Genomic DNA, 25417 nt, shown 5'->3' with positions numbered 1-25417 from the left:
ACGCCTAGAGCAACGTGATTTCGATGCGCTCCTTGCCTTTGCCGGTGTTCTTGCGCTTGAGCTTGAGGGCGCCGATTTCCCCGGTGGAGCGTGGGTGAGTGCCACCACAGGCCATTCGCGCAAATCCTTCGACGTGCCAGTAGCGGCGCTGCGCGGCTTCATCGCTGAAGGCGGTGATGATGGGCAGGTCGGCGCTCAACAAGGTAGCGACCTGGGACTCGATCTGCGGGAACAGGGTGGCGATGCTGGTCTCGCGGGCAAAGTCGATGCGCGCCTTGTCGGCCGAGATATGGGCACCGATGCGAGTGATGCCCGGTTCAAGCTGGTAGACCAGTTGCAGGACCATTTCCGCAGCAAAATGCAGGCGCATCAAGCGGTAGCGCCGCGCCCAGTCAATGCGCATCTCGACCTCGCTGCCCACCTGCAGGCCATGCCCGGTGGGCAGGGTGTAGACAATCTCCAGGCCATGTTTTTCCGCCGCCAGCACTGCAAGGCCCGCGAGGGTTCCGCTGTCACTCTCCTGGCCACCGGAAAAGGCAAAGAACACTGTCTGTTCGAGACACACCGCATCCCCCTCGACCGCGGTGACCCGCGTTTGCAGCTCGGTTCGATAAGGGTCTTGCCAGAAGAGCTTGTGCGTCGCCATGGTTTGCCACCGTCCTTGAGCAGGTTGATGGCGAGATCATAGAAGGGTTGTTGGCTTCAGGCTTGAACGATCTTGCTCAACGTGTCGGGTTGAGCAAGCACCTGGGTACACACCTCGCGTATGCAGCCGCGCAGCCAGCGATGGGCAGGGTCGGCGTCCATTCGTGGGTGCCAGATCAGCGACAGGCCGATGGCCGGGGTGGGCAGCGGCAAGGTGAAACTGAACAGCTCACTGCGCAAGTGCCGGGTATGGCGCTCGGGCACCGTGGCGATCAACTGCGAGTCGCGGGTCAGCGCCAATGCGGCAGCGAATCCACTGACCAGGGTCGCGATGTTGCGTTGCAGACCCTGGCTATTGAAGGTTTGATCCAGCAGCCCCTTGGCCAGGCCGCGACGGGAAACCAGCACGTGTTGCCCGTCCATGTAGCGGGCAACGGTGATTTGGCCCTGGCTCAAGGGGTGCCCGTGGCGTACCACGCCGACAAAACGATCCTCGAACAGCAGGCGAGTGTGCAGCTCGGGGCTGGTCCCTGGCTCGACCACGCCAGTGTCCAGGTCGACACTTCCCTCGCGCAGGGGGGCGCTGTCCTTGCTGAGCTTTTGCAGGAAGTACACGCGCACACCGGGCGCCTCTGCGGCCAGGCGCTGGATCAATGCCGGGCCGAAGTTTTCGACAAATCCGTCGCTGGTGCGCAGCGTGAAAGTGCGCACCAGATGCCCGATGTCCAGCTGTTCGACGGGGCGCAACACGGCGCTGGCGTCCTGCACCAGTTGGCGCACCTGTTCGCGCAGCTCGATGGCCCGTGGCGTCGGTACCAGGCTGCGCCCGGCCCGCACCAGCAGCGGGTCGCCGGTGGTGGTGCGCAAACGAGCCAGGGCCCGGCTCATCGCCGAGGGGCTCAAGTGAAAACGCTGGGCCGCGCGCGCCACACTGCCTTCGGCGAGCAGGGCGTCCAGGGTAATCAGCAGGTTCAGATCAGGCGTCGACATTGGGCAACGGTAGCACGCTGCGCACCTGGGATGGCGTTTGCTGCAGCTATAAAGTGTAAATGCTGCGTCTTCCGCCTTATCTCACTCAGGCATAGGCTTTCGCCATCACCGAGCACAAGGCCTAATCCATGAACACTCTCTCCACAACAACCGCCGCCCAAGCGCCACCGAGCCGCTGGGCACTGGCCAGCCTGTCACTGTCGATGCTGTTGCCGTCACTCGATACCAGTATCGCCAATGCTGGTCTGCCAGCCCTGGCCGGGACGTTCGAGGCCTCTTTTGCCCAGGTGCAATGGATTGTCCTGGCCTACCTGCTGAGCATCACCACCTTGCTGGTCAGTGCCGGTCGCCTCGGTGACCTCATGGGGCGGCGACGCCTGCTGCTGTGTGGCATCAGCCTGTTCACCCTGGCCTCATTGCTCTGCGGCCTGGCGCCCAGTCTTGGCTGGCTGATCGCAGCACGGGCGCTGCAGGGATTTGGCGCGGCGATCATGCTCGCCCTGACCCTGGCGCTGGTGGGCGAGACTGTGCCCAAGGCGCGGATTGGCAGCGCCATGGGCCTGCTGGGCAGCCTGTCGGCGATCGGCACCACGCTGGGTCCGGCGCTGGGCGGGGTGTTGCTGGTCGCCAGCGGCTGGCAGGCAATCTTCCTGGTCAGCGTGCCGCTGGGCCTGCTCAATGGCTGGCTGGCCTGGCGCTACCTGCCGGCGGATGGGCCGTTCGCCAAAGGCAAACCGCGCGGTTTTGATCTGCCAGGGAGCCTGGTGCTGGCGTTGACCCTGGGTGCCTACGCGTTGGCCATGACCCAGGGGCACTGGGTGCTGTTGCTGCTGGCAGCCGCGGGCGCTGGGCTGTTTGTCTGGCGCCAGGGGCGGGTGGCGGTACCCTTGGTCCGCCTGCAACTGCTGGGCGATCGGCAATTGAGCGCGGGTCTGGCGATGAGCCTGCTGGTGTCGACGGTGATCATGTCGACTCTGGTGGTCGGGCCGTTTTACCTGGCTCGCGGCCTGGGGCTCGATGCCCTGGCAGTGGGCTTGGTGCTGGCGGCGGGGCCCGCAGTCGCGGCCCTCAGCGGTGTGCCAGCCGGGCGCCTGGTCGACCGTTGGGGCACGCGCCGCATGACCCAGGCCGGGCTGTTGGGGATGGCGCTTGGCGCCACGGCGCTGGCGCTATTGCCGAGCGCCAGCGCAGTGCCCGGCTACCTCATGCCGATGCTGTTGCTGACCGCCAGTTATGCGTTGTTCCAGGCGGCCAACAATACCTCGATCATGGCCGGCATCGACCCGCAGCAACGGGGCGTGGTGGCAGGCCTGCTCAGCCTGTCGCGCAACCTGGGGCTGATCAGTGGGGCGGCGTGCATGGGCGCGCTGTTTGCCTTCTCCACGGCGGCGGATGTGTCGGTTGCGTCTGCGCCCGCATTGGCCCAGGGGATGCACGCCAGCTTCGCGGTGGCCACCGTGTTGATCATTCTGGCGTTGCTGATAAGCCATTTTGCGCTGGGCAAACGCGGTCAGTCAGGCACTCCCGACTGATTTTGATCAGGGTCGAGCGTCTCGACGGGCTCGCCTTCAACCAAGCCGTACAGCGCCATCTGATACGTATTTTTCATCTGTACCTGACGCTGTTTTCGGTACAGCCGGGGCGCCACAATAGGGCCGTAACCCTGGACAAATTTTTGGAGGCGCGATGTTCAAGATGGCGATGTTTCTCGGTGGATTCCTTCTGCTGACAATCATGATCGGCGCCCTTGCCACCATTTCCCCGGTGTAATCAGTGGTCGATCGTGTCAAATCTTGTAATAACTCTGCGCGGCAGAAAAACCCTGCCGCACTGTAGGATCATGGACCCAATTTTCTACAGGTCCGTATGAACACCCTCCTGGAGCCTCCCAGTCGCTTCGCTCACCTTGCAGCCTCGTTTCCCTCAGTCAGCGCCCGTAGGTCCATCGCACCTATCACGGTTGCGATAAACCGCCCAGGCACCTTCCTCGCCTGTTGCGCAGCACCCTTTACCCCGAACCAAACCGCCCCCATTGTGCGTTGCAGGGCGTCGTACTTGCGTGCGCGTCAATCGTTCAAGCTGATTCGAGAGAGTAAATAATCCCTATGGAATGGATTGCAGATCCCACGGCCTGGCTTGGCCTGTTGACCCTGATTGTGCTGGAGCTGGTGCTCGGCATCGACAACCTGGTGTTCATTGCCATCCTGGCCGACAAACTGCCGCCCGAGCAGCGTGACCGTGCCCGGGTCATCGGCCTGTCGCTGGCATTGCTGATGCGCCTGGGCTTGCTGGCGAGTATTTCGTGGATGGTGACCCTCACGGAGCCCTTGATCGAGGTGTTCGACAAGGTCTTCTCTGGCCGCGACCTGATCATGTTGTTCGGTGGTGTGTTCCTGTTGTTCAAGGCGACCATGGAGTTGCACGAGCGTCTCGAAGGCCACGTTGCCACCCGCACCGGGACGGCCGCCTATGCGCTGTTCTGGCCAATCGTGGCGCAAATCGTGGTGCTGGATGCGGTGTTCTCGCTGGACGCGGTCATCACTGCGGTGGGCATGGTCGAACACCTGTCGGTGATGATGATTGCCGTGGTGTTCTCCATCGGCCTGATGATCATCGCCAGCAAGCCGCTGACGCGCTTCGTCAACGGCCACCCGACGGTGATCATGCTCTGCCTGGGCTTTTTGATGATGATCGGCTTCAGCCTGACCGCCGAGGGCCTGGGTTTCCACATCCCCAAAGGCTACCTCTACGCGGCCATTGGCTTCTCGATCCTGATCGAGCTGTTCAACCAGTTGGCGCGGGCGCGGCGCAAGAAGAGTCTGCAAGGGCACCGGCCGATGCGCGAGCGCACTGCGCACGCAGTGTTGCGTTTGCTCGGCGGGCGTAGCTTGCACGCCGATGAAGTGGGCGAGGAGATTGCCGACATGCTCGAAGGCACTGACGCCGATCAGGTCTTCGATCGCCGCGAGCGGGTGATGATCAGCGGCGTCCTGCAATTGGCCGAGCGGCCGATCCGCAGCGCGATGACGCCGCGGGCCGAGGTCGATTACATTGACCTGGCCGACTCGGCCGAGGCGATCCGGACCACACTGATGCACTCCTCGTACTCGCGGTTGCCGTTGATCCGCGAGGGCCGCATCGATGAGCCGCTGGGCTTCGTCCACAAGAAAGAGCTGCTCAAGGAATTGCTCGCAGGCCACCAGCCCAACCTGGAAGCCATGGCCCGCACGTCGATCAACCTGCTGGAGAGTTTTTCGATCCTCAATGCGCTGGAACAGATGCGCAAGGAGTCGACGCACATCGCCTTTGTGGTGAACGAGTTCGGTGACTTCATTGGCTTGCTGACCATGACCGACATCCTTGAGTCGATCGCCGGTGAGTTGCCGGACGCCAGCGAAATCGAAGGCCCGAACATTGTCGCCCAGGGCAATGGTTTCCTGGTCAGCGGCGCCTTGAACCTGAGCCAGGTGCGCCAGCAGATCGGCTTCCAGGCCAAGGCCACGGATGACTACCAGACCCTCGCGGGACTGGTCATGAGCCTGCTGGACCGCCTGCCGGTGATTGGCGACACACTCACCTGGGAAGGGTGGAACCTGACCGTGGTCGAGGTCGAAGAGCGGCGGGTGACGCGGGTATTACTTAGCCCAGTGTTGCCAAGTTGAATGAACGTCCTGCGGCCGTTGACGCAGCCCTCACATCCCATCGCGCAGCAACGGCAGGTACCTGGGGCTGGCGGCGATGGAGTTGTGTCCCGTGCCGGGTATGACCTCGAGCCTGGCCACGCCGGGGGCGAACTGGCGTAGCAGACGCTCGGTGCTGGCGCGGGGGATGACCTCGTCATGTTCGGCGGCCAGCAGCAGGGTTGGCACCAGGATGCGCGGGGCGTACTTCCAGGAGTCGTAGCGGTCGCGCAGCAGCCAGTGCACCGGGAAGATTGGCAACTGGCGGGCGGCCAGCTCTTCCAGGCTGTTGTAGGGGGTAATCAGGATCAGTCGCGCCACCGGCCGTTGGCTGGCCAGGCGCACCGCGACCCCAGAGCCTAGACTGCGACCGACCACCACAACCTGTCGGTGCTCGGCGTAGACCTGATCGAACAGTGCCAGCGCATCCGCGGCAATCGCTTCCTCCGAAGGTGAGCCGCCGCTGCCGCCAAAACCCCGGTAGTGCATCAGGTACAGGGCGTGATCGGTAAAGGCCTGGGCAAACTGCGGCAGGTTCGCCGAGACATCCTCGGCATTACCGCCGAAGTAGATCAGGGCCTGGGGCCCGTCGCGCTGACGGACGCTGACCAGCACCTGGGTCTCATCCACCGCAAGCCTCACTAGGGTTGTCGCGCTGTCAGCGGAACGCGCTTGCGGGTAGTAGATCAGCGCGCGCTGGAACACCCACAGTCCCGTACAGAGCGCGAGGTACAGCGCTACAGCGATGAGCACGATGGACATCAGGATGCGCGACATTCGTCTAACGTTAGTACATCGATCGGACCAGGAGGCATGAACATGCTGACCCGCGCCATTCCTTCCAGTTCCGAACCCTTGCCCATCGTCGGGTTGGGCACCTATCGCGGCTTTGATGTCGCACCGGGAACGGCGTCCTACCAACAGTTGCCGGCGGTGCTCGATGCGTTGTTCGCTAAGGGCGGCACGCTGCTCGACAGCTCGCCGATGTATGGGCGGGCCGAACAGACCAGTGGCGAGTTGCTGTCGATCCACGAGCCGCGTTCGCCGGCCTTCCTGGCGACCAAGGTGTGGACCCGAGGTCGCGATGAAGGCATTCGGCAAATGGAGCAGTCCTTGCGCTTGCTGCAGACTGACCGTGTCGACCTGATGCAGATCCACAACTTGCTGGACTGGCAGAGCCATCTGCCGACGCTGCGAGAGTGGAAGGCGGCCGGGCGGATTCGCTACATCGGCGTCAGCCATTACAGCGCCAGCGCCTATGCCGAGGTCGAGGCCCTGCTCAAGGCCGAGTCGCTGGACTTCCTGCAGATCAACTATGCCCTCGATGACCGGGCCGCCGAGAAGCGCCTGTTGCCGTTGTGTCGCGAGCGAGGGGTGGCGGTGATCTGCAACCGGCCGTTTGGCGGCGGTGACTTGCTGGCCAGGCTCAAAGGCAAGCCGTTGCCAGGTTGGGCGGGGCAAGTGCAGGTCAGCAGTTGGGCGCAACTGGCGCTGAAGTTTGTGTTGTCCCATAGCGCGGTGACGTGCGTCATCCCCGGTACCCGCCACCCGCGCTTGATGAGCGAAAATGCCGGTGCCGGTTTTGGCTCGATGCTGACGGGGGCGCAGCGTGAGCAGTTGATTGATCTGATCGACTGACGGATTGCGCCAGGTTGTGCCGAAATCGTCATCGCCCAGGCTTAAAGCGATCAAGCCGGGGGCGGTGGAATGGGCGAGTCTGGACGGTCTGTTCAAGGAGCTGACTATGATCCGACTGTCCCTGGCCGAAGCCCGCGAGCTGGCCGAATCGATCCTGCTGCACAACGGTTTTAACTCCGCCCACGCCCAGGCAGTGAGCAACACGGTGATCGCCGGCGAGCGCGATGGCTGCGCCTCCCACGGTTTGTACCGGGTTCTCGGCTGCGTGAATTCACTGCGGGCCGGCAAGGTCTCGGCCGATGCCGAGCCCCAGGTCATCGACCAGGCGCCCTCGATCGTGCGGGTCGACGCGGCCGGCGGCTTTTCCCAACTGGCGTTCCAGGCCGGGTTGCCGATGCTGGCGGCGAAAACCCGGGCCAACGGGATTGCTGCCCTGGCGATCAATCGCTGTGTGCATTTTTCCGCGTTGTGGGTGGAGATCGAGCAACTCACCGCGGCCGGCCTGGTGGCGTTGGCCTGCAACCCGAGCCATGCCTGGGTCGCACCGGCTGGCGGCAGTCAGCCGGTGTTCGGCACCAACCCGATTGCCTTCGGCTGGCCGCGCGCGGGCCAGGAGCCGTTTGTCTTTGACTTCGCCACCAGTGCAATCGCCCGCGGCGATATCGAATTGCACCGCCGAGCCGGCAAGGCGATTCCCCAAGGCTGGGGCGTGGATGGGCAGGGGCGGCCGAGTACCGATGCCAACGTGGTGCTCGACAGCGGTGCGATGCTGACCTTCGGTGGGCACAAGGGTTCGGCACTGGCGGCCATGGTGGAGTTGATCGCCGGGCCATTGATCGGTGACCTGACCAGCGCCGAATCCCTGGCTTACGATGCGGGCAGCAAATCCTCGCCGTACCACGGCGAACTGATCATCGCCCTCGACCCACGGCGCTTCCTTGGCGACGCCACCGAGCAACACCTGGCCCGTGCCGAAACCCTGTTCCAGAGTATCGAAGGCCAAGGCGCCCGTTTGCCATCGCAACGCCGCTATGAAGCGCGAGCCCGCAGCCAGGTAGAAGGTGTGCAGATCCCCGAGGCGCTGTACCACGACCTGAAGGCGTTGTTGGCCTGAACCCTTAGAAGTAGCGGGCGCCGCAAGCGGGCGCCCGCTCCTACAGTGATATTAGGTGCCCACAGGTTCCGCATACACCCGCTCACCTGGAGCAACCCGCTTATTGGCTGATGGCTTCACGTTGCTGTTTGCCGTCAACCAGGCGGTTGATGGCCAGTGGGTTGGCGTTTTTCAGGGGCTCGGGCAGTAGCTGGTCGGGGCAGTTCTGGTAGCACACCGGGCGCAGGAAACGCTCGATGGCCAGGCTGCCGACCGAGGTGCCTCGAGCATCGGAGGTGGCAGGGTAAGGGCCGCCGTGGACCATCGCATCACACACCTCGACCCCGGTCGGGTAGCCGTTGAACAGCACCCGGCCAACCTTCTGCTCCAGCAACGGCAATAGCTCGCCATGGGCCTGCAAGTCAGCGGCTTCGGCAATTAGCGTCGCCGTCAGTTGACCGTGCAAGCCGTGCAGCGCGCGCTGCAGTTCAGCGGCGTCGGCCACTTCCACCAGCACGGTGGTCGGACCGAAGACTTCCTCCTGCAGCAGCCGGTCACCCTCGAGCAACAGACGGCTGTGGGCCTTGAACAACTGCGGCTGGGCCTGGCGACCCTGTTGCGCGCGGCCGGCGAGGTGGCTGACCTGCGGATGCGCGTGCAACGCTTCGACCCCCCGGGTATAGCTCGCCAGCGTGCCGGCGTTGAGCATGGTTTGCCCCGGCTGCTCGGCCATCAGGGCACTGAGTTGCTCGATGAAGGCACTGAATTCGCCAGAGCGAATCCCGATCACCAAGCCTGGGTTGGTGCAGAACTGCCCGCACCCTTGGACCACCGAGGCCACTAGTTCACTGGCGATTGTCGTACCCCGTACCCGCAGGGCTTCGGGCAGTACCAGCACCGGGTTGATGCTGCTCATCTCGGCGAACACCGGGATCGGTTGCGGGCGTGCGGCGGCCATGTCGCACAGGGCTCGACCGCCTTTTAATGAACCGGTAAACCCGACTGCCTGGATCGCCGGATGCTTGACCAGGGTTTCACCGACCCCGGCACCGTAGATCATGTTGAACACACCCTTGGGCATGCCGGTCTGTTCGGCGGCGCGGATGATCGCATCGGCGACTCGTTCGGCCGTCGCCATATGTCCGCTGTGGGCTTTGAACACCACCGGGCATCCGGCGGCCAGGGCTGCGGCCGTGTCGCCGCCGGCGGTGGAGAAGGCCAGGGGGAAATTGCTGGCGCCAAACACTGCCACCGGACCCACACCGATCCGGTACTGACGCAGGTCCACGCGGGGCAATGGCTGGCGATCGGGCAGGGCGCGGTCGATGCGCGCGGCATAAAAATCGCCGCGGCGCAGGACTTGGGCGAACAGACGCATCTGGCCACTGGTGCGACCCCGTTCGCCCTGAATGCGCGCTGTCGGCAACGCGGTCTCGCGGCTGACCAGGGCGCTGAACTGTTCATCCAGCGCCTCCAGTTGTTCGGCAATGGCCTCGAGGAACTCGGCGCGGCGACTGGCCGCCAAGCTGCGAAAGGCCGGATAGGCGCTCGCGGCGGCCTGGGCGGCGGCGTCCACCTCAGCCTCGGTAGCCTGGCTGAAAGCGTAGGACAGGGGCTCGCCGGTGCTGGCGTCGTAACTGCGCAAGGTTTGGCTGCCAGCGGCGCTGCGGGCACCACCAATGTAGTTGTGGCCGAGAAGGTCGGACATGCAAAAGCTCCTGTGAAAAATGGGGTCGGCTCTGCTGATTTTGTCGGGGCGGGAGCACGCCGCAAGCGGGCACCGCAAACAGGCACCGCAAACAGGCGCCGCAAGCGGGGGCCGCAAGCGGGAGCCCACCCCAACAGACAGACCGGGTTACGCCAGTGAGTCGGCGCGGCGTGGGGTGGCGTTCGGGTCGAGGGCGGCGATCCGTGCCGCGGATTCGGCATCCACCAGGTGCAAGGACTTGCCACGGGTTTCCCGAGTCAGGCCGACGGCCACGATGGAGATCAGCGACGCGCCGACCAGGTACCAGGCGATCGGTGTCGAGCTGTGGTACTTGTTCAGCAGGGTGATGGCGATCAGCGGAGCCAGCGAACCGGCGAAGATCGGCGCCACCTGGTAGCACAGCGACAGGGCGGTGTAGCGCACATGGGTGGGGAACATCTCGGCCATCAGCGCCGAGTAGGGCGCGTAGGTCATCGACTCGATGGCCAGGCCCAGGGTAATCGCCGCCATGATCAGCCAGTTGTTGCCGGTGTCCATCAGCGGGAAGCCGATGAAGCCCCAGAACGCGGTGAGTACCGCCCCGGTCAGGTACACCGGTTTGCGTCCGACGATATCCGACAGGTAGCCCATCAGCGGGATCAGGAAGAAATGCAGCAGGTGGGCGCCGAACATCAGGAACAGGATTTCCGAGGTGTCCTTGTGCACCACCAGCTTGAGGTACGTGATGGAGAAGGTCACCACCGTGTAGTAGAGGATGTTCTCGGCAAACCGTGCGCCGATTCCCACCAGCACCGCACGCCAGTGGTGGCGCAGGACTTCCACCACCCCCAGTTGTTGCTGCTTGGTCTGCGCCTGGCGAGCCTGGGCTTCCTTGAAGATCGGGGCATCGTCGACGCTGGTGCGAATCCAGTAGCCGATCAGTACCACCACGGCCGAGAACCAGAACGCTACGCGCCAGCCCCAGGCGAGGAATTGCTCCTCGGACAGGTTCGACGACAACAGCAGCAGGGCGACCGTGGCCACCAGGTTGCCCGCCGGAACCCCGGCTTGTGGCCAACTGGCCCAGAACCCACGACGGTTGTCCGGGCAGTGTTCGGAGACCAGCAGGATCGCGCCGCCCCATTCACCACCAAAGGCGAAGCCCTGGATCAATCGCAACAGCACCAGTAACACCGGCGCGGCATAACCGATCTGGTCGAAGCCGGGCAGGCAGCCCATGAGGAAGGTGGTGATGCCGACTACCACCAGGCTCAGTTGCAGCAGCCGCTTGCGGCCGAATTTGTCGCCGTAGTGACCGAACACCAGGCCACCCAGGGGACGGGCGAGAAAGCCTACGGCGTACAGGGCGAAGGCGGCGATGATGCCGTCGATGGGGCTGTCGGTCTGGCGAAAGAACAGCTGGCCGAAGACCAGTGCCGAGGCCGTACCGTAGAGAAAGAATTCATACCATTCGGCGACGGTACCGGCCATGGCGGCGCCGACGACACGTTTGAGTCCTGCGGGGGTGGTTGCGCTTTGAGTGGGTTGAGCGTTGGACATGCTGGCGTTTCCTGTAGGGGCGCAAAAACAGGCAGCCGGGCCGGACCTGCGAAGGTCCGCCCGGCACTCACTCAGAGACCGACGTCCGGCAACTGCGGACGGTTGGCCAGGGCCTTGGCCATGATCTGCTCGACGAATGCCCGATCGGCTTCCGGCAGGGCCAGGCGTGGCGGACGGGTCAGCGCGCTGCCGCGACCGGCGATGGCTTCACACAGCTTGATGCACTGCACCAGATCGGCACGGGCATCGAGGTGCAGGATCGGCATCAGCCACTCATAGATCGGCATGGCTTCGGCGAAGCGCCCGGCCTTGGCCAGGCGGAAGATGGTTTCGCCTTCCTTGGGGAACACGTTGGACATGCCCGAGACCCAGCCTTCGGCACCCACGGCGATGCTTTCCAGGACCACGTCGTCGAGGCCGGCGAACAGCACGAAGCGATCGCCGACTTCATTGCGCACATCGATGAAGCGCCGGGTGTCGCCGGAGGAGTCCTTGAAGCACACCACGTTGTCGCAGTCGGCCAGGGAAATCAGGATGTCCGGGGTCACGTCGTTTTTGTAGATCGGCGGGTTGTTGTAGACCATCAGCGGCACGTCGGCATTTTTCGCCACGTAGCGGTAGTGCTCGGCGGTCTCGAACGGCTTGGAGCCGTAGACCAGCGCTGGCATCAGCATCACGCCATCGACCCCGACCCGGCGCACGGCGTTGGCCACTTTGGCCGCTTGCACGCTGGTGAACTCGGCCACGCCGCAGATCACCGGGACCCGACCGCGGGAAGCGTCGACCGCGACTTCGGTCACGGCGATTTTCTCTTCCGCGGTCAGGGAGGTGTTTTCGCCTACCGAACCGCAGACCACCAGCCCGGATACGCCATCGCGAATCACGTTGGAAATCACCTGGTGGGTTTTTTCCAGGTTGATCGAGAAGTCATCGTTGAATTGGGTGGTCACCGCGGGGAAGACGCCACTCCAGTTAATGCGCTTGCTCATTGTTGCCTCCGATTGGTTTTTTGTATTTCGTATACGATATTTTAAATGCCGAAGCTCGGCTAGTGCTTTTTGCAAAATAAACAGGGGTTTTGCTGCCGTTGGTCCGGGCAGACTCAGGCGCCGGGCCAGGTGTCCGACAAGCGATAGCCTTGTGGCCACGGGTCGCTGGGGTCGAGCAGGTGTTGATGGGTGCCGGTGATCCAGGCCCGCCCGGAAATGCACGGGTAGATGGCAGCGCGTCCGGCGACTTCGGTCAGCGAATCGATGCGGCAGTGGAACTCGGAGCCAAGGATCGAGCGGCCGATAAAGCGTTCGCCGACCTGCATCAGGCCCTTGGCGTGTAACACCGCCATGCGTGCCGAGCAGCCGGTGCCGGTGGGCGAGCGGTCGATCTTGCCGGGCTGGATCACCACCGCGTTGGCGCCAGTGGCGATGCCGTTCTCCACCACGATCGGGGCCGCCAGTTGGCAGAAGGAAATGTGCGACCACTCTGGGTTCAGCGGGTGGACGAAGCCCAGTTGCTCGTTGGCCGCGCGGGTGATCTTCAGCCCGACCGCCACCAGGTCCGCCGCCTCATCGGGACGAATCGAGAAGCCCAGGGCTTGGGCATCGGCGATCACAAAACTGTCGCCGCCGTAGGCGGTATCGACCTGCAGCGATCCCAGGCCTTCGACTTCGATCCAGGCGTCGAGGCGATCGGCGAAGGAGGGCACGTTTTTCACCTCCACCCGTTGCACCTTGCCGTCCCGGCAGTCGGCGACCGCTTCGATCAGGCCGCCCGGGGCTTCGAGTACCAGCCGGGTTTGTGGTTCGGTCATCGGCAATATGCCGCTGTCCAGCAGCACGGTGGCCACGCACAGGGAATTGGACCCGGACATCGGCGGGGTGTCGGCCGGTTCCATGATGATCCAGCCCATCTGCGCCCGCGGGTCCTTGGCCGGCACCAGCAGGTTGACGTGGCGGAACACTCCGCCGCGCGGTTCGTTGAGCACGAAGTTGCGCAGGGTCTGGTCCTGGGCGATCCAGCGCGACTGTTCCCACAGCGTGGCGCCGGGTGGCGGTGCAACGCCACCGACGATTACATCACCGACCTCGCCTTCGGCGTGGCAACTGACGACGTGAATGACTTTTGATGAACGCATGCTGTCCTCCTGTTGTTGTCTATTTGGGCCTCATCGCGAGCAGGCTCGCTCCCACATTGATCTGTGGCGGCCATCGATTTTGTGTACACCACCCAACCCTGTGGGAGCGAGCTTGCTCGCGATGGTCGCAAGAGCGACGCGTTTGTCCAGACTGCACGTGTCATCGTTGACGACCATCGCTGGCAAGCCAGCTCCCACATTGATCTGTGGCGGCCATCGATTTTGTGTACACCACCCAACCCTGTAGGAGCGAGCTTGCTCGCGAAGGTCGCAAGAGCGACGCGTTTATCCAGACTGCACATGTCATCGTTGACGACCATCGCTGGCAAGCCAGCTCCCACATTGATCTGTGGCGGCCATCGATTTTGTGTACACCACCCAACCCTGTAGGAGCGAGCTTGCTCGCGAAGGTCGCAAGAGCGACGGGTTTATCCAGACTGCACATGTCATCGTTGACGACCATCGCTGGCAAGCCAGCTCCCACATTGATCTGTGGCGGCCATCGATTTTGTGTACACCACCCAACCCTGTGGGAGCGAGCTTGCTCGCGATGGTCGCAAGAGCGACGGGTTTATCCAGACTGCACATGTCATCGTTGACGACCATCGCTTCAAGCCCGCTCCCACATTGATCTGTGGCGGCCATCGATTTTGTGTACACCACCCAACCCTGTGGGAGCGAGCTTGCTCGCGATGGTCGCAAGAGCGACGCGTCTATCCAGACTGCACATGTCATCGTTGACGACCATCGCTGGCCAGCTCCCACATTGATCTGTGGCGGCCATCGATTTTGTGTACACCACCCAACCCTGTAGGAGCGAGCTTGCTCGCGAAGGTCGCAAGAGCGACGGGTTTATCCAGACTGCACATGTCATCGTTGACGACCATCGCTGGCAAGCCAGCTCCCACATTGATCTGTGGCGGCCATCGATTTTGTGTACACCACCCAACCCTGTGGGAGCGAGCTTGCTCGCGATGGTCGCAAGAGCGACGCGTTTGTCCAGACTGCACGTGTCATCGTTGACGACCATCGCGGGCAAGCCAGCTCCCACAGGATTGGGGTTATTTCACCGATTTGAGAAACGCCGCCGTCTCTGCGTGCAGCGGGTTGCCGATGACCTGGTCCGGCGAGCCGATCTCGTGCACCAGGCCGTTGCGAAAGAACGCCACGCGGTCGGAGACATCCCGCGCGAAGCGGATTTCGTGGGTCACCAGGACCATGGTCATGCCGTCTTCGGCGAGCATGCGCATGGTGTCCAGGACTTCGCCCACCAACTGCGGGTCGAGGGCCGAGGTGGCTTCGTCGAACAGCATGTAGTCCGGCGACATCGCCAGGGCGCGGGCGATGGCCATGCGTTGTTGCTGGCCGCCGGAAAGCTTGCCGGGGAAGGTCTTGAGCTTGTCGCCCAGGCCCACGTGAGTCAGTTGCCTGACCGCCAGCTCCTCAGCCTCGGCCTTGCTTTTGCCGAGCACTTTGCGCGGCGCCAGCATCACGTTCTCCAGGACCGTCAGGTGCGGGAAGGCGTTCCATTGCTGGAACACGATGCCGATTTTCTGCCGCAGGCGGTTGAGGTCGGTGCCGTTGCCGTGGACCTCGATGCCGTCGACGCGGATGTTGCCTTTCTGGATCGGTTCCAGGCCGTTGATGCACATCAGCAGGGTCGACTTGCCGGAGCCGGAGCCGCCGATGATCGACACCACCTCGCCCTTGTTCACCGTCAGGCTGACGCCCTTGACCACTTCCAGGTCGCCGAAGGATTTGTGTACGTTGTCGATCTCAATCATTTTCTTGCCACCTTCTTTCCAGACGAGCGCCCAGGCGGGCAACCACCAGGCTCATGACGTAATAGATCAGACCCGCGACGCACAGCACCAACAACGGCTCCTGGATGCGGGTGACGATGGTTTGCGAGGCGCGCAGCAGTTCGACGATGCCGATCCACATCACCAGCGCGGTGTCTTTCATCACGCTCAGGACCAGGTTCAGCCAGCCGGGGAAGGCCACGCGGGTAGCCATCGGCAGGACGATCCAGCGCAGGTCCTGCAGGTAGCTCAGACCCAGGGAACGACTGGCGCGGCGCAGGGTGTAGGGCACCGAGAGCACACCGCTACGCACGATTTCGGTGAAGTACGCCGCGGCGTACACCCCCAGCACGATGCAGCCGACACTGAAGGCGCTGATGTTCAGGCCGACGATGCTTTTCAGCGAGTTGAACAGCACGAACTGGATCAGCAACGGCACGCTGCGAAACACGTCCAGCACCCAGGCCAGGGGCAGGCTGGCCCGTGGCATCAGGGCGCGCAGCAAGCCAAACAGCAGCCCGGCCACGGTGCCGAGGATGATCGACCAGAACGTCAGTTGCAGCGTGACCCAGGCACCGTTGAGCAGGAACAGCAGGTCATTGATCGAGAAGCTGGTGGTAAACATGCTCACTTCCTCAGTAACGGAACAGCCGCCACGACAGCAGTCGGGCCACCGCGACGATCGCCTTGGCAATCAGGTAGTACAGGACCGCGGCAATGGCGAAGTACTCGAAGGTGCGGAACGTCTTGACGTTGTAGTCCTGGGTCACCCCGGTCAGGTCGTTGTTCAGCCCGACGATCACCCCCAGCGAGGTCATCAGTACCGCCCAGACCATTTGATTGGTCAGCGGGTAGAAGACGATGCGCAGCAGTTGCGGGACGATGATCAGGCGATAGGCCTGGAACGCGCTCATGCCCAGCGAGCGTGCGGCACGCACCTGGGTGTCGGGCACGGCCTTGAGGCCGCCGCGAAAGTTTTCCGCCAGATAGCCGGCGTTGTTGAAGGTGATCCCGGCGAGCAGGGCGAACCACGAACTGACATGCAAGCCGAGCGAACCCAGGCCGAAGTACAGGACGTAGATCTGGAACAGCGACGGGGTGTTGCGGGCAATCGATACCCAGCCGTTGCCGATCCCGCGCAGCAGCGGGTTGCGGGTTTCGCGCATCACCGTCAGGGCCAGGGCGATCAGCACCCCGAAGATCATCGACAGGGCTGCCGTCTCGAAGGTCACCAGGGCGCCGGCAAGCATGTCCGGCAGGGCGCGCAGGGCCGAGCGCCATTGGAAGCTGTAGTCAAACATGCGCAGGATTCTCCAGGCGGGCAGCAGGTTGCAGCCAGGCCGGCAGGCGTCCGCTGGCCGTGGCGGTGCAGGCGGCTTCGACACATTCCTTGAGGCTGGCGAAGTGCACCTTGCGCCCCACCAGGCCGGGTGCGTAGTGGGCGTATTTGCCCGAGTTGGTCATCAGGGTGGTGGCCGTCAGCGGGATCACCGGCTCGCCGAGCATGCACCAGCAGGTGTCGGTGACCAGGGTCGCGCCGAAGGCTTCAATCACCGCGATGTGCCCGGCGGCCCGCGCCTGCTCCAGCACTGCACGGCCGCAGGTGATGGCGACCACCACCGCGGGGTGCTTGTGCCGGCCGCGACACAAGCGCGCCAAGTGGCCAAATTCACTCAGGGAAAAGTGCGGGTTGCCCAGGGAGACCATATCGACCCGGCTGTCGCGGGCGCTGTTGAGTTCACGCCAGCTCACCAGCAGGTCTTGCAGGTGGATGTTTTCCTGGGGGAGCAGGACGTCGGCCTCCAGCACCTGGCGCGGGTCGAGCGCCTCGGGGGTGACCCCGGCAATATGGAACATCGGCGCCGCCGATGTAGTGGCGAACGCCGCGCCGAAGGCCTTGAGATCATCCAGGCTCGGTTGGCGCTGTTCCAGGCCCAGCACCAGGGGAATGCGGCTGCCTGCCAGGGCGCCGATGTGGTAGCCGAGCAGCGGGTAGAACGCGTCGTCCAGGTCCGCCAGTTCGGGTACCTGCACCTGCAGACCGGCCTTGCGCTGGGCGTCCAGGTGGCAGCCGATCAGGGGCGCACGGCCGGTGAGGGCAATGCAGATGTCCAGGTAGTCCGGGTACTTGAGGGTCCGCGCGCCGAGCACGCTGTTGGCGTAGACCACGGCATTCGATTCAGCCCAGACAATCTGCTCGCCGGCCTGGGGGGCGCTGTCGAGCAGGTACGGTGCACAGGTGAAGCTCAGTTGTGCGCCCATCGCCATGTAGGCATCTCCCAGGGCACTGGCCGGTACGCCGAGGGCAGGATCGATGCCCAGTTCGCGCCAGCGGCGCTGGTCCACGGAGATCGAATTGAGGGTGGTGGGCACGCGCACTTTCGCGCCCCACTGCACCAGTTGTTCGGCAAACCGCAGGCTGGCCGGACCGGTGTAGATGCAGCCGTCGATGTGCGCCTGGGTGACATCCACCAGGCGTTGCGCGCCCTGCAACCGGGCCATGCGCAGGACGATCTGCATCGCCACTTGCGCGGCCTGGCCATGGTGGCCGGCGAGCAGTGCCTGATCCAGTTCGCTGAGCTCCAGGGTGCTATGGTTGTCGGGTTTGCGCAGGGTGTTGTCGGGTGCCTGCCAGGCATCTTCGGGTGCTTGCTCGAACAGGCTCAGGGCGCTGTCTTCGACCCGCGCGACAGCCATGCCGCGCAGGGTGGCAAAGGCCTCCCGGCCGATGCACAGCACCGGCAGGGAACGTTGGAAAATCGTCTGCGCCACGAGCACGCCCAGGGTCAGGATCTCATCCGGTTCGGCCAGCACCAGTGCCGCTGGGGCATGACCGTTGCTGATCAACTCCATCAGCACGCTGCTGCCAGTACAGGAGCCGCGGCCGCTGGGAATCGCCAGCACCCGGCCGGCCAGGTGTTGGCCGCTGAGGGGGTGGTGACGGTCGATGACCTCACCGCTGCACGGATCGACCCCGCCCCAGAAACTCAGGCCGACATCGGCGAACAGCAAGGCGCCTTCGGCGGCGCCCGGGACCAGACAGCGCCCGGTCAGAGAAGTGAGCCTAGGCATGCCGGACACCTTAGTAGTAGACCTGAGGCACGGTCAGGTTGGTCGGCGGGATCTCGGTGCCGACCCATTTGACGAACAGCTCTTTGTAGCGCCCGGTGCGCACCTGCTGGTTGACGAACAGGTTGAGGTAGTTGAGCAGGCCGTACTCGTTACGCTTGGCGCCCAGCGACACGTAGTCGATCACGTAGGGGGCGTTGCCGGCGATTTTCAGGTTCTTGTATTTGCCCGACTTAATGGTCGCGGCGGCAACTGTGTTGGTCACGATCGTGGCGTCGATGTGGCCCTGGGCGACCGCCAGCAAGGTGTCGTTCTGCGACTGGTAGGCGCGGAAGCTGCCGCTGCCCCAGCTCTTCACGTCCTTTTCCAGGGCAATCGCTTCATAGGTGCCGCTGGTGTTGCCGACGGGTTTGCCCTTGATGTCGTCGAAGCTGTTGATGCCGGTGTTGTCGCGGGTCAGCACCACCATCTGGAAGGCGAAGTAAGGCACGGTGAGGCCGACGGTCTTGGCCCGCTCCAGGGTGTCGGAAGTGGAGGCAACGATCACGTCGGCACGCCCGGAGACCAGCGCCGGAATCCGGTCGGGGAACGGCGTCTCCACCACTTCAGCCTCGACCCCGAGGATCTTCGCCAGGTCGTGGCAATAGTCCACGTCGAAACCCGCCGGGTTGTTACCTTCATCGCGAAAACCCATGGGCGGGAAGTCCAGGGTCACGGCGCAGCGCAGCTTGCCCGAACCGACGATGTCGTCGAGCTTGTCGGCCTGGGCGGTGGCAATAAAGGAGGTACTGAGCACAGCGCTGAGGGCTACGGCAAATGCGGGGTTTTTCATAGAGGCCTCGTGATGGGTGAAGTGCTGTTGGGTAGCGTATTGGGGATTTCGTATACGATATTAACAATAGCAATCAACGTGCCTGTTTCCAGTGTAAAAGCAGATTTTTTTCTCAGCCCTTGCGGTAGGCGTGCTGCGGCGAATTGGCTGGAGGCAGAGTGACAGCATGGCCGTCGGGTGAGGTGGGGGGGCGGTGTTACATATGGGAGCAATGGGTGGGCGCACGCCCCTTTTAGGAACACCTGGGGCAAGGGGAGAGAGCTGTCGGATGTTCCACCGCAACTACAGCGCGTGGCACCTGATTCAGCGCGGCGTAATGGGGTTCTTCGCGAGCAGGCCGCAAGCGGGCGCCCGCTCCAACAGTGGTTTCGAGTGCTCGCAGATGTTGCAGGCACCAAACCTGTGGGAGCGAGCTTGCTCGCGATAGCGGTCTCAAGCTGTTTAGGGCTGGTTATCGCGATACTGGCTTGGCGACAGACTAGTCAGGGCGCGGAATTGGCGGCTGAAGGCGCTGTGGTCGGTGTAGCCGCAGCGCAGGGCGATTTCGGTGATGGGCAGGTCTTTGTCCAGCAATAGTCGCGAAGCTTCCTCGAGCCGCGCCTTGTGAATCATCTGCCGTGGGGTGAGCTGGAACACTCGTTTGCAGTGGCGCTCCAGTTGCGCCACGGAAAACCCGGCGAGCGCGGTCAGTTCGGCGAGGCTGATGGGGCGGGCGAAGTGGCTGCGGATATGGGCGTCCACCGCGGCGAGTTTGTGGAATGCCGGATGGTTGGCCTGGGGCAGTTGCAGGTCGCGGGAAATGCCGGCCAGGCCGACTATTTGCCCCTGCAGGTCGCGCAAGGCGAGTTTGTGGGTCAGGCACCAGACCGGTTGGTTGCCGTAATAAAGGTGCAGCTCAAGCTGGTCGGACAGTTCCCGGCCGCTGGCCAGGACCCGGCGATCCTGCTCGGTGTACAGCGGGCCGAAGCGTGCCGGGAACACCCTGTCGGCGGTAAGCCCGAGCAACTCGTCGCTGTGTTTTTTGCCGCAGCGCCGAGCCAGGGTCTGGTTGACGAAGGCGTAGCGGGCCTCGCGGTCCTTGATGAAAAACACCACGTCCGCCAGGGAGTCGAGCAGCGGCGTTATCGCTTGCAGGCTGCTGAGCAAGGTCGGCAGGTCGCAGGGTTTGAAGCTGTTGAGGGTGGGGTACATGGCGCTGAGGGTCTGGTGGCGACCCTCAGGATCATAGTGGCAAGGCGGTCCAACGCAAAGTGCCGGCATGGGATTCAGGGCGCCGACTGCTCATCCAGGCACAGCAGGGTCTCGATTCGCGCCGGGCTGAAGGGTGGGCGGGGGGCCGCGGCCGGCCAGTCGAACAGGTGCTGCACCGCACCGCCGCAGACCCGGCCTTGGCAGGCGCCCATGCCGCAGCGAGTGGCAAGCTTGGCCGAGCGCCAGTCGTGGTGTTCGGTCAGCGCCGCATAGGGTACGTCTTCGCAGCGGCACACCAGGGTGTCCGGTTGGGCCAATGTCTTGAGCTGCGGGTCGAGGGCAAATGCGTTGTTCAAGGCCTTGGCGAATCCCTGCCAACGCGCCCGACGCGGCCAAAGTTGCTGGGCCGCCTGGCGCTCGTTCACCGCTGCATGTCCGGCAATCGCGCCTTCCACCAGCGCCAGTTCACTGCCACCAAACCCGGTGCATTCCCCGGCAGCGTAATGATCGGTACGGCTGCAGGCCTGCCAGGCATCCACGGCGATGGCCTGGCCGTCGATGGCGCAGTCCAGGGCCTGGCCTAGCTGAATATTGGGGATCAGGCCAAAACCGCAAGCCAGGCGCTGGCATTGCAGTTCAACGATTTTGCCCTGCTGTTGCAGACGCACCCCTTCCAGGCGATCGCTGCCCAAGGCGGCCAGCACATGGCTGGCGGTGCGGTACTGCGGATCGAACAGGCGCAACGACTGCAGCAGCTTGGCCGGCCAGCGCGGCAGTTGTGTGGCGAACCCGGCCACCGCACTGCGCGAGGCCTGCTCGGCAATGCGCAGCACATGTGCGCCGTGTTGTTTGGCGCTGGCGGCGCTGGCCAGCAACAGTGGGCCGCTGCCGGCGATCACCAGGGTTTCGCCCTGCACCGGCAGGCCACCCTTGATCAGCGCCTGCAGACCGCCGGCGCCAGTGACGCCGGGCAGGGTCCAGCCGGGGAAGGGCAGCAGCAATTCGCGGGCCCCGGTGCACAGGATCAGCTTGTCGTACTCGATCAGCCAGCCATGCTCCGGGTCTTCCACCAGCAACTGTTTTGGTCCGCTACTGGCGATCACCCGGGTGGCGGAGTGAATGCGGATGTTGCTGCAGGCGTCCAGGCGCTGCCGTAGGTTACGGGCCTGGCGCGGCAGATGGGCCTCTGGGCCGTCGCGCCAGATTTGCCCACCCGGCAGCGGGTTGTCGTCGAGCAGGACGATGCGCGCGCCACTGGGCGCGGCTGCCAGGGCGGCGCTGATGCCTGCGGGGCCGGCGCCAATGATCAGCAGGTCGGCGTAGTGCTTCATGGGCGGGTCTCCACCTGCATGCCATCCCGGCACAGGGTCTGGCAGGCCAGGCGCCGGCGGCCGTCGATGGTCACCCGGCACTCCTGGCAAATGCCCATGCCACACACTGGCGCGCGGCGCTGGCCGGTGACCGAGGTGCGGCTGCAGCCGTCGCCACCCAGGGCCAGCGCGGCGGCCACGCTGGTGCCCTCGTTGACCTGCAGGCGGCGACCGTCGAGCATCAATTCAGGCATACACGGGCTCTCCGAGAAAACGTTGCGGCAGATAGGGTTGGGCGGGCAGGGGCGAGGGTTCGTCGAACAGTTGCGCCACCAGCAAGTCGGCGGTACCGGGGGCCGTCGTCACCCCCAGGCCTTCGTGACCGACCGCCAGCCACAGGCCTTGTTGTTGCGGGTGCTGGCCCACCAGCGGCAGGCCGTCCGGGCTGGCCGCACGCAAGCCGGTCCAGGCGCGAATGCCATTGAGTTGGGCCAGCCCTGGCATGTAGTCGCAGGCGCGCTTGAGCATTTTGGCGAGCATCCAGCCCTCGACCTGCGGATCGCTGGTGCCGAACTGCCGGGAGGCGCCGATGAACAATTGCCCGGTCGGCCGTGGCTGGATGTTGCAGGCAGTCGACGGGCCGCTGGCGTTGTGCGCGCTGGTGACGTAACCCAGCTCCACCAGGGTGTGGGTGACGGTGCCGGGGTAGCGATCGGTGATCAGCAGGTGGCCTTTTTTCGGTTCGATCGGCAGTTCCGGGCACAGTTCGGGGGCCTGCACGCCGTTGGCCAACACCACCGCTGCAGCGCTCAGCCATTGCCCGTCTTCCAGGCGCACGCGGTTGCCGTCGAGTTCGCTGACCCGTGCCCGACGCTGCTGGATGTTCGGTGTTTGCAGCATCCAGTCGGCGGTGGCGGGGGCATAGAGGATGCCGTCGCCATTGATCAGCAGCCCGCCCTCCAGGCCCTCGCGCAACTCGGGTTCGCGTCGGCGCAGGTCGCTGGCGCCGATCAGTTGGCAGGCCACGCCCTGGGCACGCAGGTTGAGGAATTTGCCATGGGCCACGGCCATTTCCTCGGCATTGGCCGCCAGCCACAGGGTGCCATTGCTGCGGTAGGCGCAGCTGTCGGGCAGGGCCGGCGCCTGTTCACGCCAGCGTTGCAGGGAATACTGACTCAGGGCCAGTTCGGCCGGGTTGTCGTCGAGCACCAGCAGGTGGCCCATGCCGGCCGCCGTGGCGCCATGCAGGCCGGCGTCCAGCACCAGCACCCGCAAGCCACGTCGGGCCAGCGCCTGGGCACAGGCGGCGCCGATGATGCCGGCACCGATCACGATCACATCGGCTACCTGGCCCTCGCTCACGGGCGAATGCCCCAGGCGAACGGATCGTCCTGCTCGATGATCAGGCTGGCTTCGGCGCTGATGAAGGCCCGCCCGCGAATGGTCGGGATAATGCGTTCGCCCTGCCATTCATAAGAGCCTTCGAACTGGCTGCCGATCACACTGGCCTGGCGCCAGATCTGTCCGGGCGGCAATTTGTCGTCGGCCGCCAGGCACGCCAATTTGGCGCTGGTGCCGGTGCCGCACGGAGAGCGGTCGTAGGCCTTGCCGGGGCATAGCACGAAGTTGCGGCTGTCGGCGTCCTGGTCGGCGGCGAACAGTTCGACATGGTCGATCAGGCCGCCGTCTTCACCGCGGATACCCTGGACTTCCAGCGCCTGCTGCACGGCGTAGGTGTAGGCGGTGAGGGCCTCCAGATTGTCGCCGGCGATGGCCAGGCCATGTTCGGCAATCAGGAAGAACCAGTTGCCGCCCCAGGCGATATCGCCGACCACCTGGCCGATACCGGGCACCTGCAGCGCCAGCGCCTTGCGGTAGCGGTAGGCCGGGACGTTGCGCACGCTCACCGATTGGTCTTCGTGCAGGGTCGCCTGCACCGTGCCCACCGGGGTCTCGATGCTGTGCACGCCGGGGCCGATCTTGCCCAGGTGCGCCAGGGACGCCACCAGGCCGATGGTGCCGTGGCCGCACATGCCCAGGTAGCCGGTGTTGTTGAAAAAAATCACCCCGGCACAGGCGCTCGGATCCACTGGCTCACAGAGCAGGGCTCCCACCAGCACATCGCTGCCCCGTGGTTCGAGGACGCAGGCGGCGCGCCACTGGTCGTGGTGCTCGGCCAGCAGCTGGCGTCGCTCGGCCATGCTGCCACGGCCCAGGTCAGGAAAGCCGGCGGTGACCAGGCGGGTCGGTTCGCCGCCGGTGTGGGAGTCGATCACGGTGATGCGTTTCATGGGAGGGCCACGTCCGTTCAGATGAGTGAACAGAAGAGTGGCCTTTGCAGCGGGGTGCCGGCTTGATGGATTTACCTGCTGCCGATGACGAAATCGGCACAGTGCAGCGCAAAGTCAATGGGCGTGGGGCAGGTGCTCGAACAAGGTCTGGCAGACCCCGGCGATGTGCTCATCGAGCAGCTTTACCGCCAGGTCGACGTCGCCGGCCCGGCAGGCCGCGAGGATTTCCCGGTGTTCGTGGTCGGCGCGTTCCTTACCGGCCGACAGGCTCATCTGCATGCGCAGGTAGCGTTCCAGCTTGTCGTTGACCGAGCGGATCAGGCTGACCAGGAAGGGCCGTTGCGCCGGCTCGTAGAGGCAGGCGTGCAGTTGCCAGTTGAGCTCGGCCCAGCGCCCGACGTCATCTTCGCCAATGAACTCCTGGCAGATACTCTCGGCCCGGGCGAAGGTGGCTTCGGTCATGTTGGGAATGGCCAGGCGCAGCACCTTGTCTTCGAGCAACATGCGCACCTCGAACATCTGCGCCAACTCGGCATCGGAGATGCGCGTGACCATCGCCCCGCGATTGCGCTGGAACATCACCAGGCCTTCGGCCTCCAGGCGCTTGAGGGCTTCGCGCACGGGGATCTTGCTGACGTTGAACTGGCGCGCGATGTCATCCTGACGAATCGGCTCATCCTCGGCAAAATGCCCGGCGACAATGGCGTCGCGCAGATGGCGGGTGATGATTTCCGAAGTCGAAGGCGTATTGCCTAGGTCGGGAGCGTTGAGTCTGGATTGGGTCACGGCGGCGAATCTTCGGAATGAGGTTGCTATAGGGTATACGAAATTCGGTTTTTCTTCCTTTCACCCCACAGCACCTCAGGCCGTGACCCGTTCCTCGTCGCGCAGTTGCAGGCTCAGGTCGTCACAGCTCTGGGACCAGGCGGCCAACCACTCGGGCAGCGGCGGTGACTGCGGAGCCAGGCCTATCTCCTCGACGAACTCGCTGGGCGCTACCGTGCCTTTGCCGGACCGGAACAGCCCGCGCATCACCACCACGCCCACCACCCGGCCGTTGCTGACGAAGCGGTGCTCCATAAAATTCCATTTGGCGTCCCAGGCGAGTATCCGCGTGTGGATCTCGAAGCGTTCGAACAGCTTCAGCTCGCGGCGGAACTTGCCCCAGACATCACCGACTATCGGCACCGCCTTGTGCCGCAGGGCCACGCGAAATGCCCCGCTGCGCAGTACGTAGTCCATGCGCCCGACATCGGCCAGGGTGAAATAGCGACCGTTGGTGACGTGGCGGTTGAGGTCCAGGTCCAGCGGCCAGACGCGCATGCGCACGACGGTGGTGGCCAGGCCGTTCACCGGTTGGCGCCACGGTCGACGAAACAGCATGCACAGCAAGCGAAACCACAGATTCATACGGGGTACCTTTTATGGAGCTGGTTGGCCAGCGAAAGCGTATTCCCGGAACCGGGAGCCAGGAAAACAATCGCTGCACTGTAGAGCT

22 protein-coding genes and 1 pseudogene are annotated in these 25417 nt (G+C 64.2%); 4 read left to right on the top strand and 19 right to left on the bottom strand.

From position 1 onward, the window contains the following. Positions 1 to 4 precede the first annotated feature (4 nt). Both PspS04_RS15885 and PspS04_RS15880 read right to left on the bottom strand, forming a co-directional pair. The gene (locus PspS04_RS15885; protein ID WP_159996477.1) at positions 5 to 646 is read right to left on the bottom strand and encodes an alanyl-tRNA editing protein; all 642 of its coding nucleotides are present in this window, start codon (positions 644 to 646) and stop codon (positions 5 to 7) included. Positions 647 to 702: 56 nt separating this feature from the next. Next, the gene (locus PspS04_RS15880) at positions 703 to 1635 is read right to left on the bottom strand and encodes a LysR family transcriptional regulator (RefSeq protein WP_159996475.1); all 933 of its coding nucleotides are present in this window, start codon (positions 1633 to 1635) and stop codon (positions 703 to 705) included. 128 nt (positions 1636 to 1763) lie between these two features. On the opposite strand from PspS04_RS15880, the gene PspS04_RS15875 reads away from it, so the two are divergent. Together PspS04_RS15875 and PspS04_RS15870 are read left to right on the top strand one after the other, a co-directional pair. Further along, positions 1764 to 3167, top strand: a complete 1404-nt coding sequence (locus PspS04_RS15875; protein WP_159996473.1) for an MFS transporter — start codon at positions 1764 to 1766, stop codon at positions 3165 to 3167. Positions 3168 to 3740: 573 nt separating this feature from the next. Continuing rightward, positions 3741 to 5297 carry a TerC family protein gene (locus PspS04_RS15870; protein ID WP_159996471.1) on the top strand — a complete coding sequence of 519 codons (1557 nt, stop codon included), beginning with the start codon at positions 3741 to 3743 and terminating at the stop codon, positions 5295 to 5297. 30 nt (positions 5298 to 5327) lie between these two features. On the opposite strand, the gene PspS04_RS15865 is transcribed toward PspS04_RS15870, so the two are convergent. Then, entirely contained in the window at positions 5328 to 6092 is a 765-nt protein-coding gene (locus PspS04_RS15865) for an alpha/beta hydrolase (protein ID WP_159996469.1), read from the bottom strand. A gap of 30 nt (positions 6093 to 6122) precedes the next feature. Here PspS04_RS15865 and PspS04_RS15860 point away from each other — a divergent pair. Further along, a pseudogene (locus tag PspS04_RS15860) lies at positions 6123 to 6953 on the top strand (aldo/keto reductase); the annotation flags it as partial. 106 nt (positions 6954 to 7059) lie between these two features. Continuing rightward, positions 7060 to 8067: an Ldh family oxidoreductase gene (locus tag PspS04_RS15855; RefSeq protein WP_159996465.1), complete on the top strand. Its 1008-nt coding sequence runs from the start codon at positions 7060 to 7062 to the stop codon at positions 8065 to 8067. A 100-nt stretch (positions 8068 to 8167) separates the two neighbouring features. Here PspS04_RS15855 and PspS04_RS15850 read toward each other — a convergent pair whose 3' ends face one another. The 16 genes from PspS04_RS15850 to PspS04_RS15775 form a co-directional block, all read right to left on the bottom strand. Then, positions 8168 to 9754: an aldehyde dehydrogenase (NADP(+)) gene (locus tag PspS04_RS15850; RefSeq protein ID WP_159996463.1), complete on the bottom strand. Its 1587-nt coding sequence runs from the start codon at positions 9752 to 9754 to the stop codon at positions 8168 to 8170. 147 nt (positions 9755 to 9901) lie between these two features. After that, entirely contained in the window at positions 9902 to 11293 is a 1392-nt protein-coding gene (gene abaF, locus PspS04_RS15845; protein ID WP_095169111.1) for a fosfomycin efflux MFS transporter AbaF, read from the bottom strand. A 71-nt stretch (positions 11294 to 11364) separates the two neighbouring features. After that, the gene (locus tag PspS04_RS15840) at positions 11365 to 12282 is read right to left on the bottom strand and encodes a dihydrodipicolinate synthase family protein (protein ID WP_159996461.1); all 918 of its coding nucleotides are present in this window, start codon (positions 12280 to 12282) and stop codon (positions 11365 to 11367) included. A 113-nt stretch (positions 12283 to 12395) separates the two neighbouring features. Continuing rightward, a complete protein-coding gene (locus PspS04_RS15835; protein ID WP_159996459.1) occupies positions 12396 to 13424 on the bottom strand; it encodes a trans-3-hydroxy-L-proline dehydratase in 1029 nt (342 codons plus the stop codon). Positions 13425 to 14485: 1061 nt separating this feature from the next. Further along, positions 14486 to 15208 (bottom strand): amino acid ABC transporter ATP-binding protein, encoded by a 723-nt coding sequence (locus PspS04_RS15830; RefSeq protein WP_159996457.1) that lies wholly within the window; start codon positions 15206 to 15208, stop codon positions 14486 to 14488. Then, positions 15201 to 15851: an amino acid ABC transporter permease gene (locus PspS04_RS15825; protein WP_095169115.1), complete on the bottom strand. Its 651-nt coding sequence runs from the start codon at positions 15849 to 15851 to the stop codon at positions 15201 to 15203. The genes PspS04_RS15830 and PspS04_RS15825 overlap by 8 nt, the downstream gene beginning before the upstream one ends. A gap of 10 nt (positions 15852 to 15861) precedes the next feature. Continuing rightward, positions 15862 to 16527: an amino acid ABC transporter permease gene (locus tag PspS04_RS15820; RefSeq protein WP_095169116.1), complete on the bottom strand. Its 666-nt coding sequence runs from the start codon at positions 16525 to 16527 to the stop codon at positions 15862 to 15864. Continuing rightward, a complete protein-coding gene (gene lhpI, locus PspS04_RS15815) occupies positions 16520 to 18298 on the bottom strand; it encodes a cis-3-hydroxy-L-proline dehydratase (protein ID WP_159996455.1) in 1779 nt (592 codons plus the stop codon). The genes PspS04_RS15820 and lhpI overlap by 8 nt, the downstream gene beginning before the upstream one ends. A gap of 10 nt (positions 18299 to 18308) precedes the next feature. After that, positions 18309 to 19127 (bottom strand): ABC transporter substrate-binding protein, encoded by an 819-nt coding sequence (locus tag PspS04_RS15810; protein WP_095169118.1) that lies wholly within the window; start codon positions 19125 to 19127, stop codon positions 18309 to 18311. Between the two features lie 441 nt (positions 19128 to 19568). Beyond that, complete coding sequence (locus PspS04_RS15805; protein WP_159996453.1) at positions 19569 to 20318, bottom strand: AraC family transcriptional regulator; 750 nt, start codon at positions 20316 to 20318, stop codon at positions 19569 to 19571. Between the two features lie 74 nt (positions 20319 to 20392). Beyond that, on the bottom strand, positions 20393 to 21649 hold the full coding sequence (locus PspS04_RS15800) for an NAD(P)/FAD-dependent oxidoreductase (protein WP_159996451.1): 1257 nt from the start codon (positions 21647 to 21649) through the stop codon (positions 20393 to 20395). Further along, on the bottom strand, positions 21646 to 21882 hold the full coding sequence (locus tag PspS04_RS15795; protein ID WP_159996449.1) for a (2Fe-2S)-binding protein: 237 nt from the start codon (positions 21880 to 21882) through the stop codon (positions 21646 to 21648). The genes PspS04_RS15800 and PspS04_RS15795 overlap by 4 nt, the downstream gene beginning before the upstream one ends. Beyond that, the gene (locus PspS04_RS15790; RefSeq protein ID WP_159996447.1) at positions 21875 to 22990 is read right to left on the bottom strand and encodes an NAD(P)/FAD-dependent oxidoreductase; all 1116 of its coding nucleotides are present in this window, start codon (positions 22988 to 22990) and stop codon (positions 21875 to 21877) included. The genes PspS04_RS15795 and PspS04_RS15790 overlap by 8 nt, the downstream gene beginning before the upstream one ends. After that, the gene (locus PspS04_RS15785) at positions 22987 to 23919 is read right to left on the bottom strand and encodes a 4-hydroxyproline epimerase (RefSeq protein ID WP_095169123.1); all 933 of its coding nucleotides are present in this window, start codon (positions 23917 to 23919) and stop codon (positions 22987 to 22989) included. Before PspS04_RS15785 ends, PspS04_RS15790 begins: the two co-directional genes overlap by 4 nt. Positions 23920 to 24033: 114 nt before the next feature. Further along, positions 24034 to 24705 carry a GntR family transcriptional regulator gene (locus PspS04_RS15780; RefSeq protein WP_095169124.1) on the bottom strand — a complete coding sequence of 224 codons (672 nt, stop codon included), beginning with the start codon at positions 24703 to 24705 and terminating at the stop codon, positions 24034 to 24036. Between the two features lie 75 nt (positions 24706 to 24780). Continuing rightward, positions 24781 to 25329, bottom strand: coding sequence for a thioesterase family protein (locus PspS04_RS15775; protein ID WP_159996445.1), 549 nt, complete (start codon positions 25327 to 25329; stop codon positions 24781 to 24783). Between the last annotated feature and the right edge of the window lie 88 nt (positions 25330 to 25417).

The sequence above is a fragment of the Pseudomonas sp. S04 genome (assembly GCF_009834545.1).
Taxonomy (GTDB): domain Bacteria; phylum Pseudomonadota; class Gammaproteobacteria; order Pseudomonadales; family Pseudomonadaceae; genus Aquipseudomonas.
Note: the sequence above shows the minus strand (reverse complement) of the source record. Positions and strands in the feature narration are given on the sequence as shown.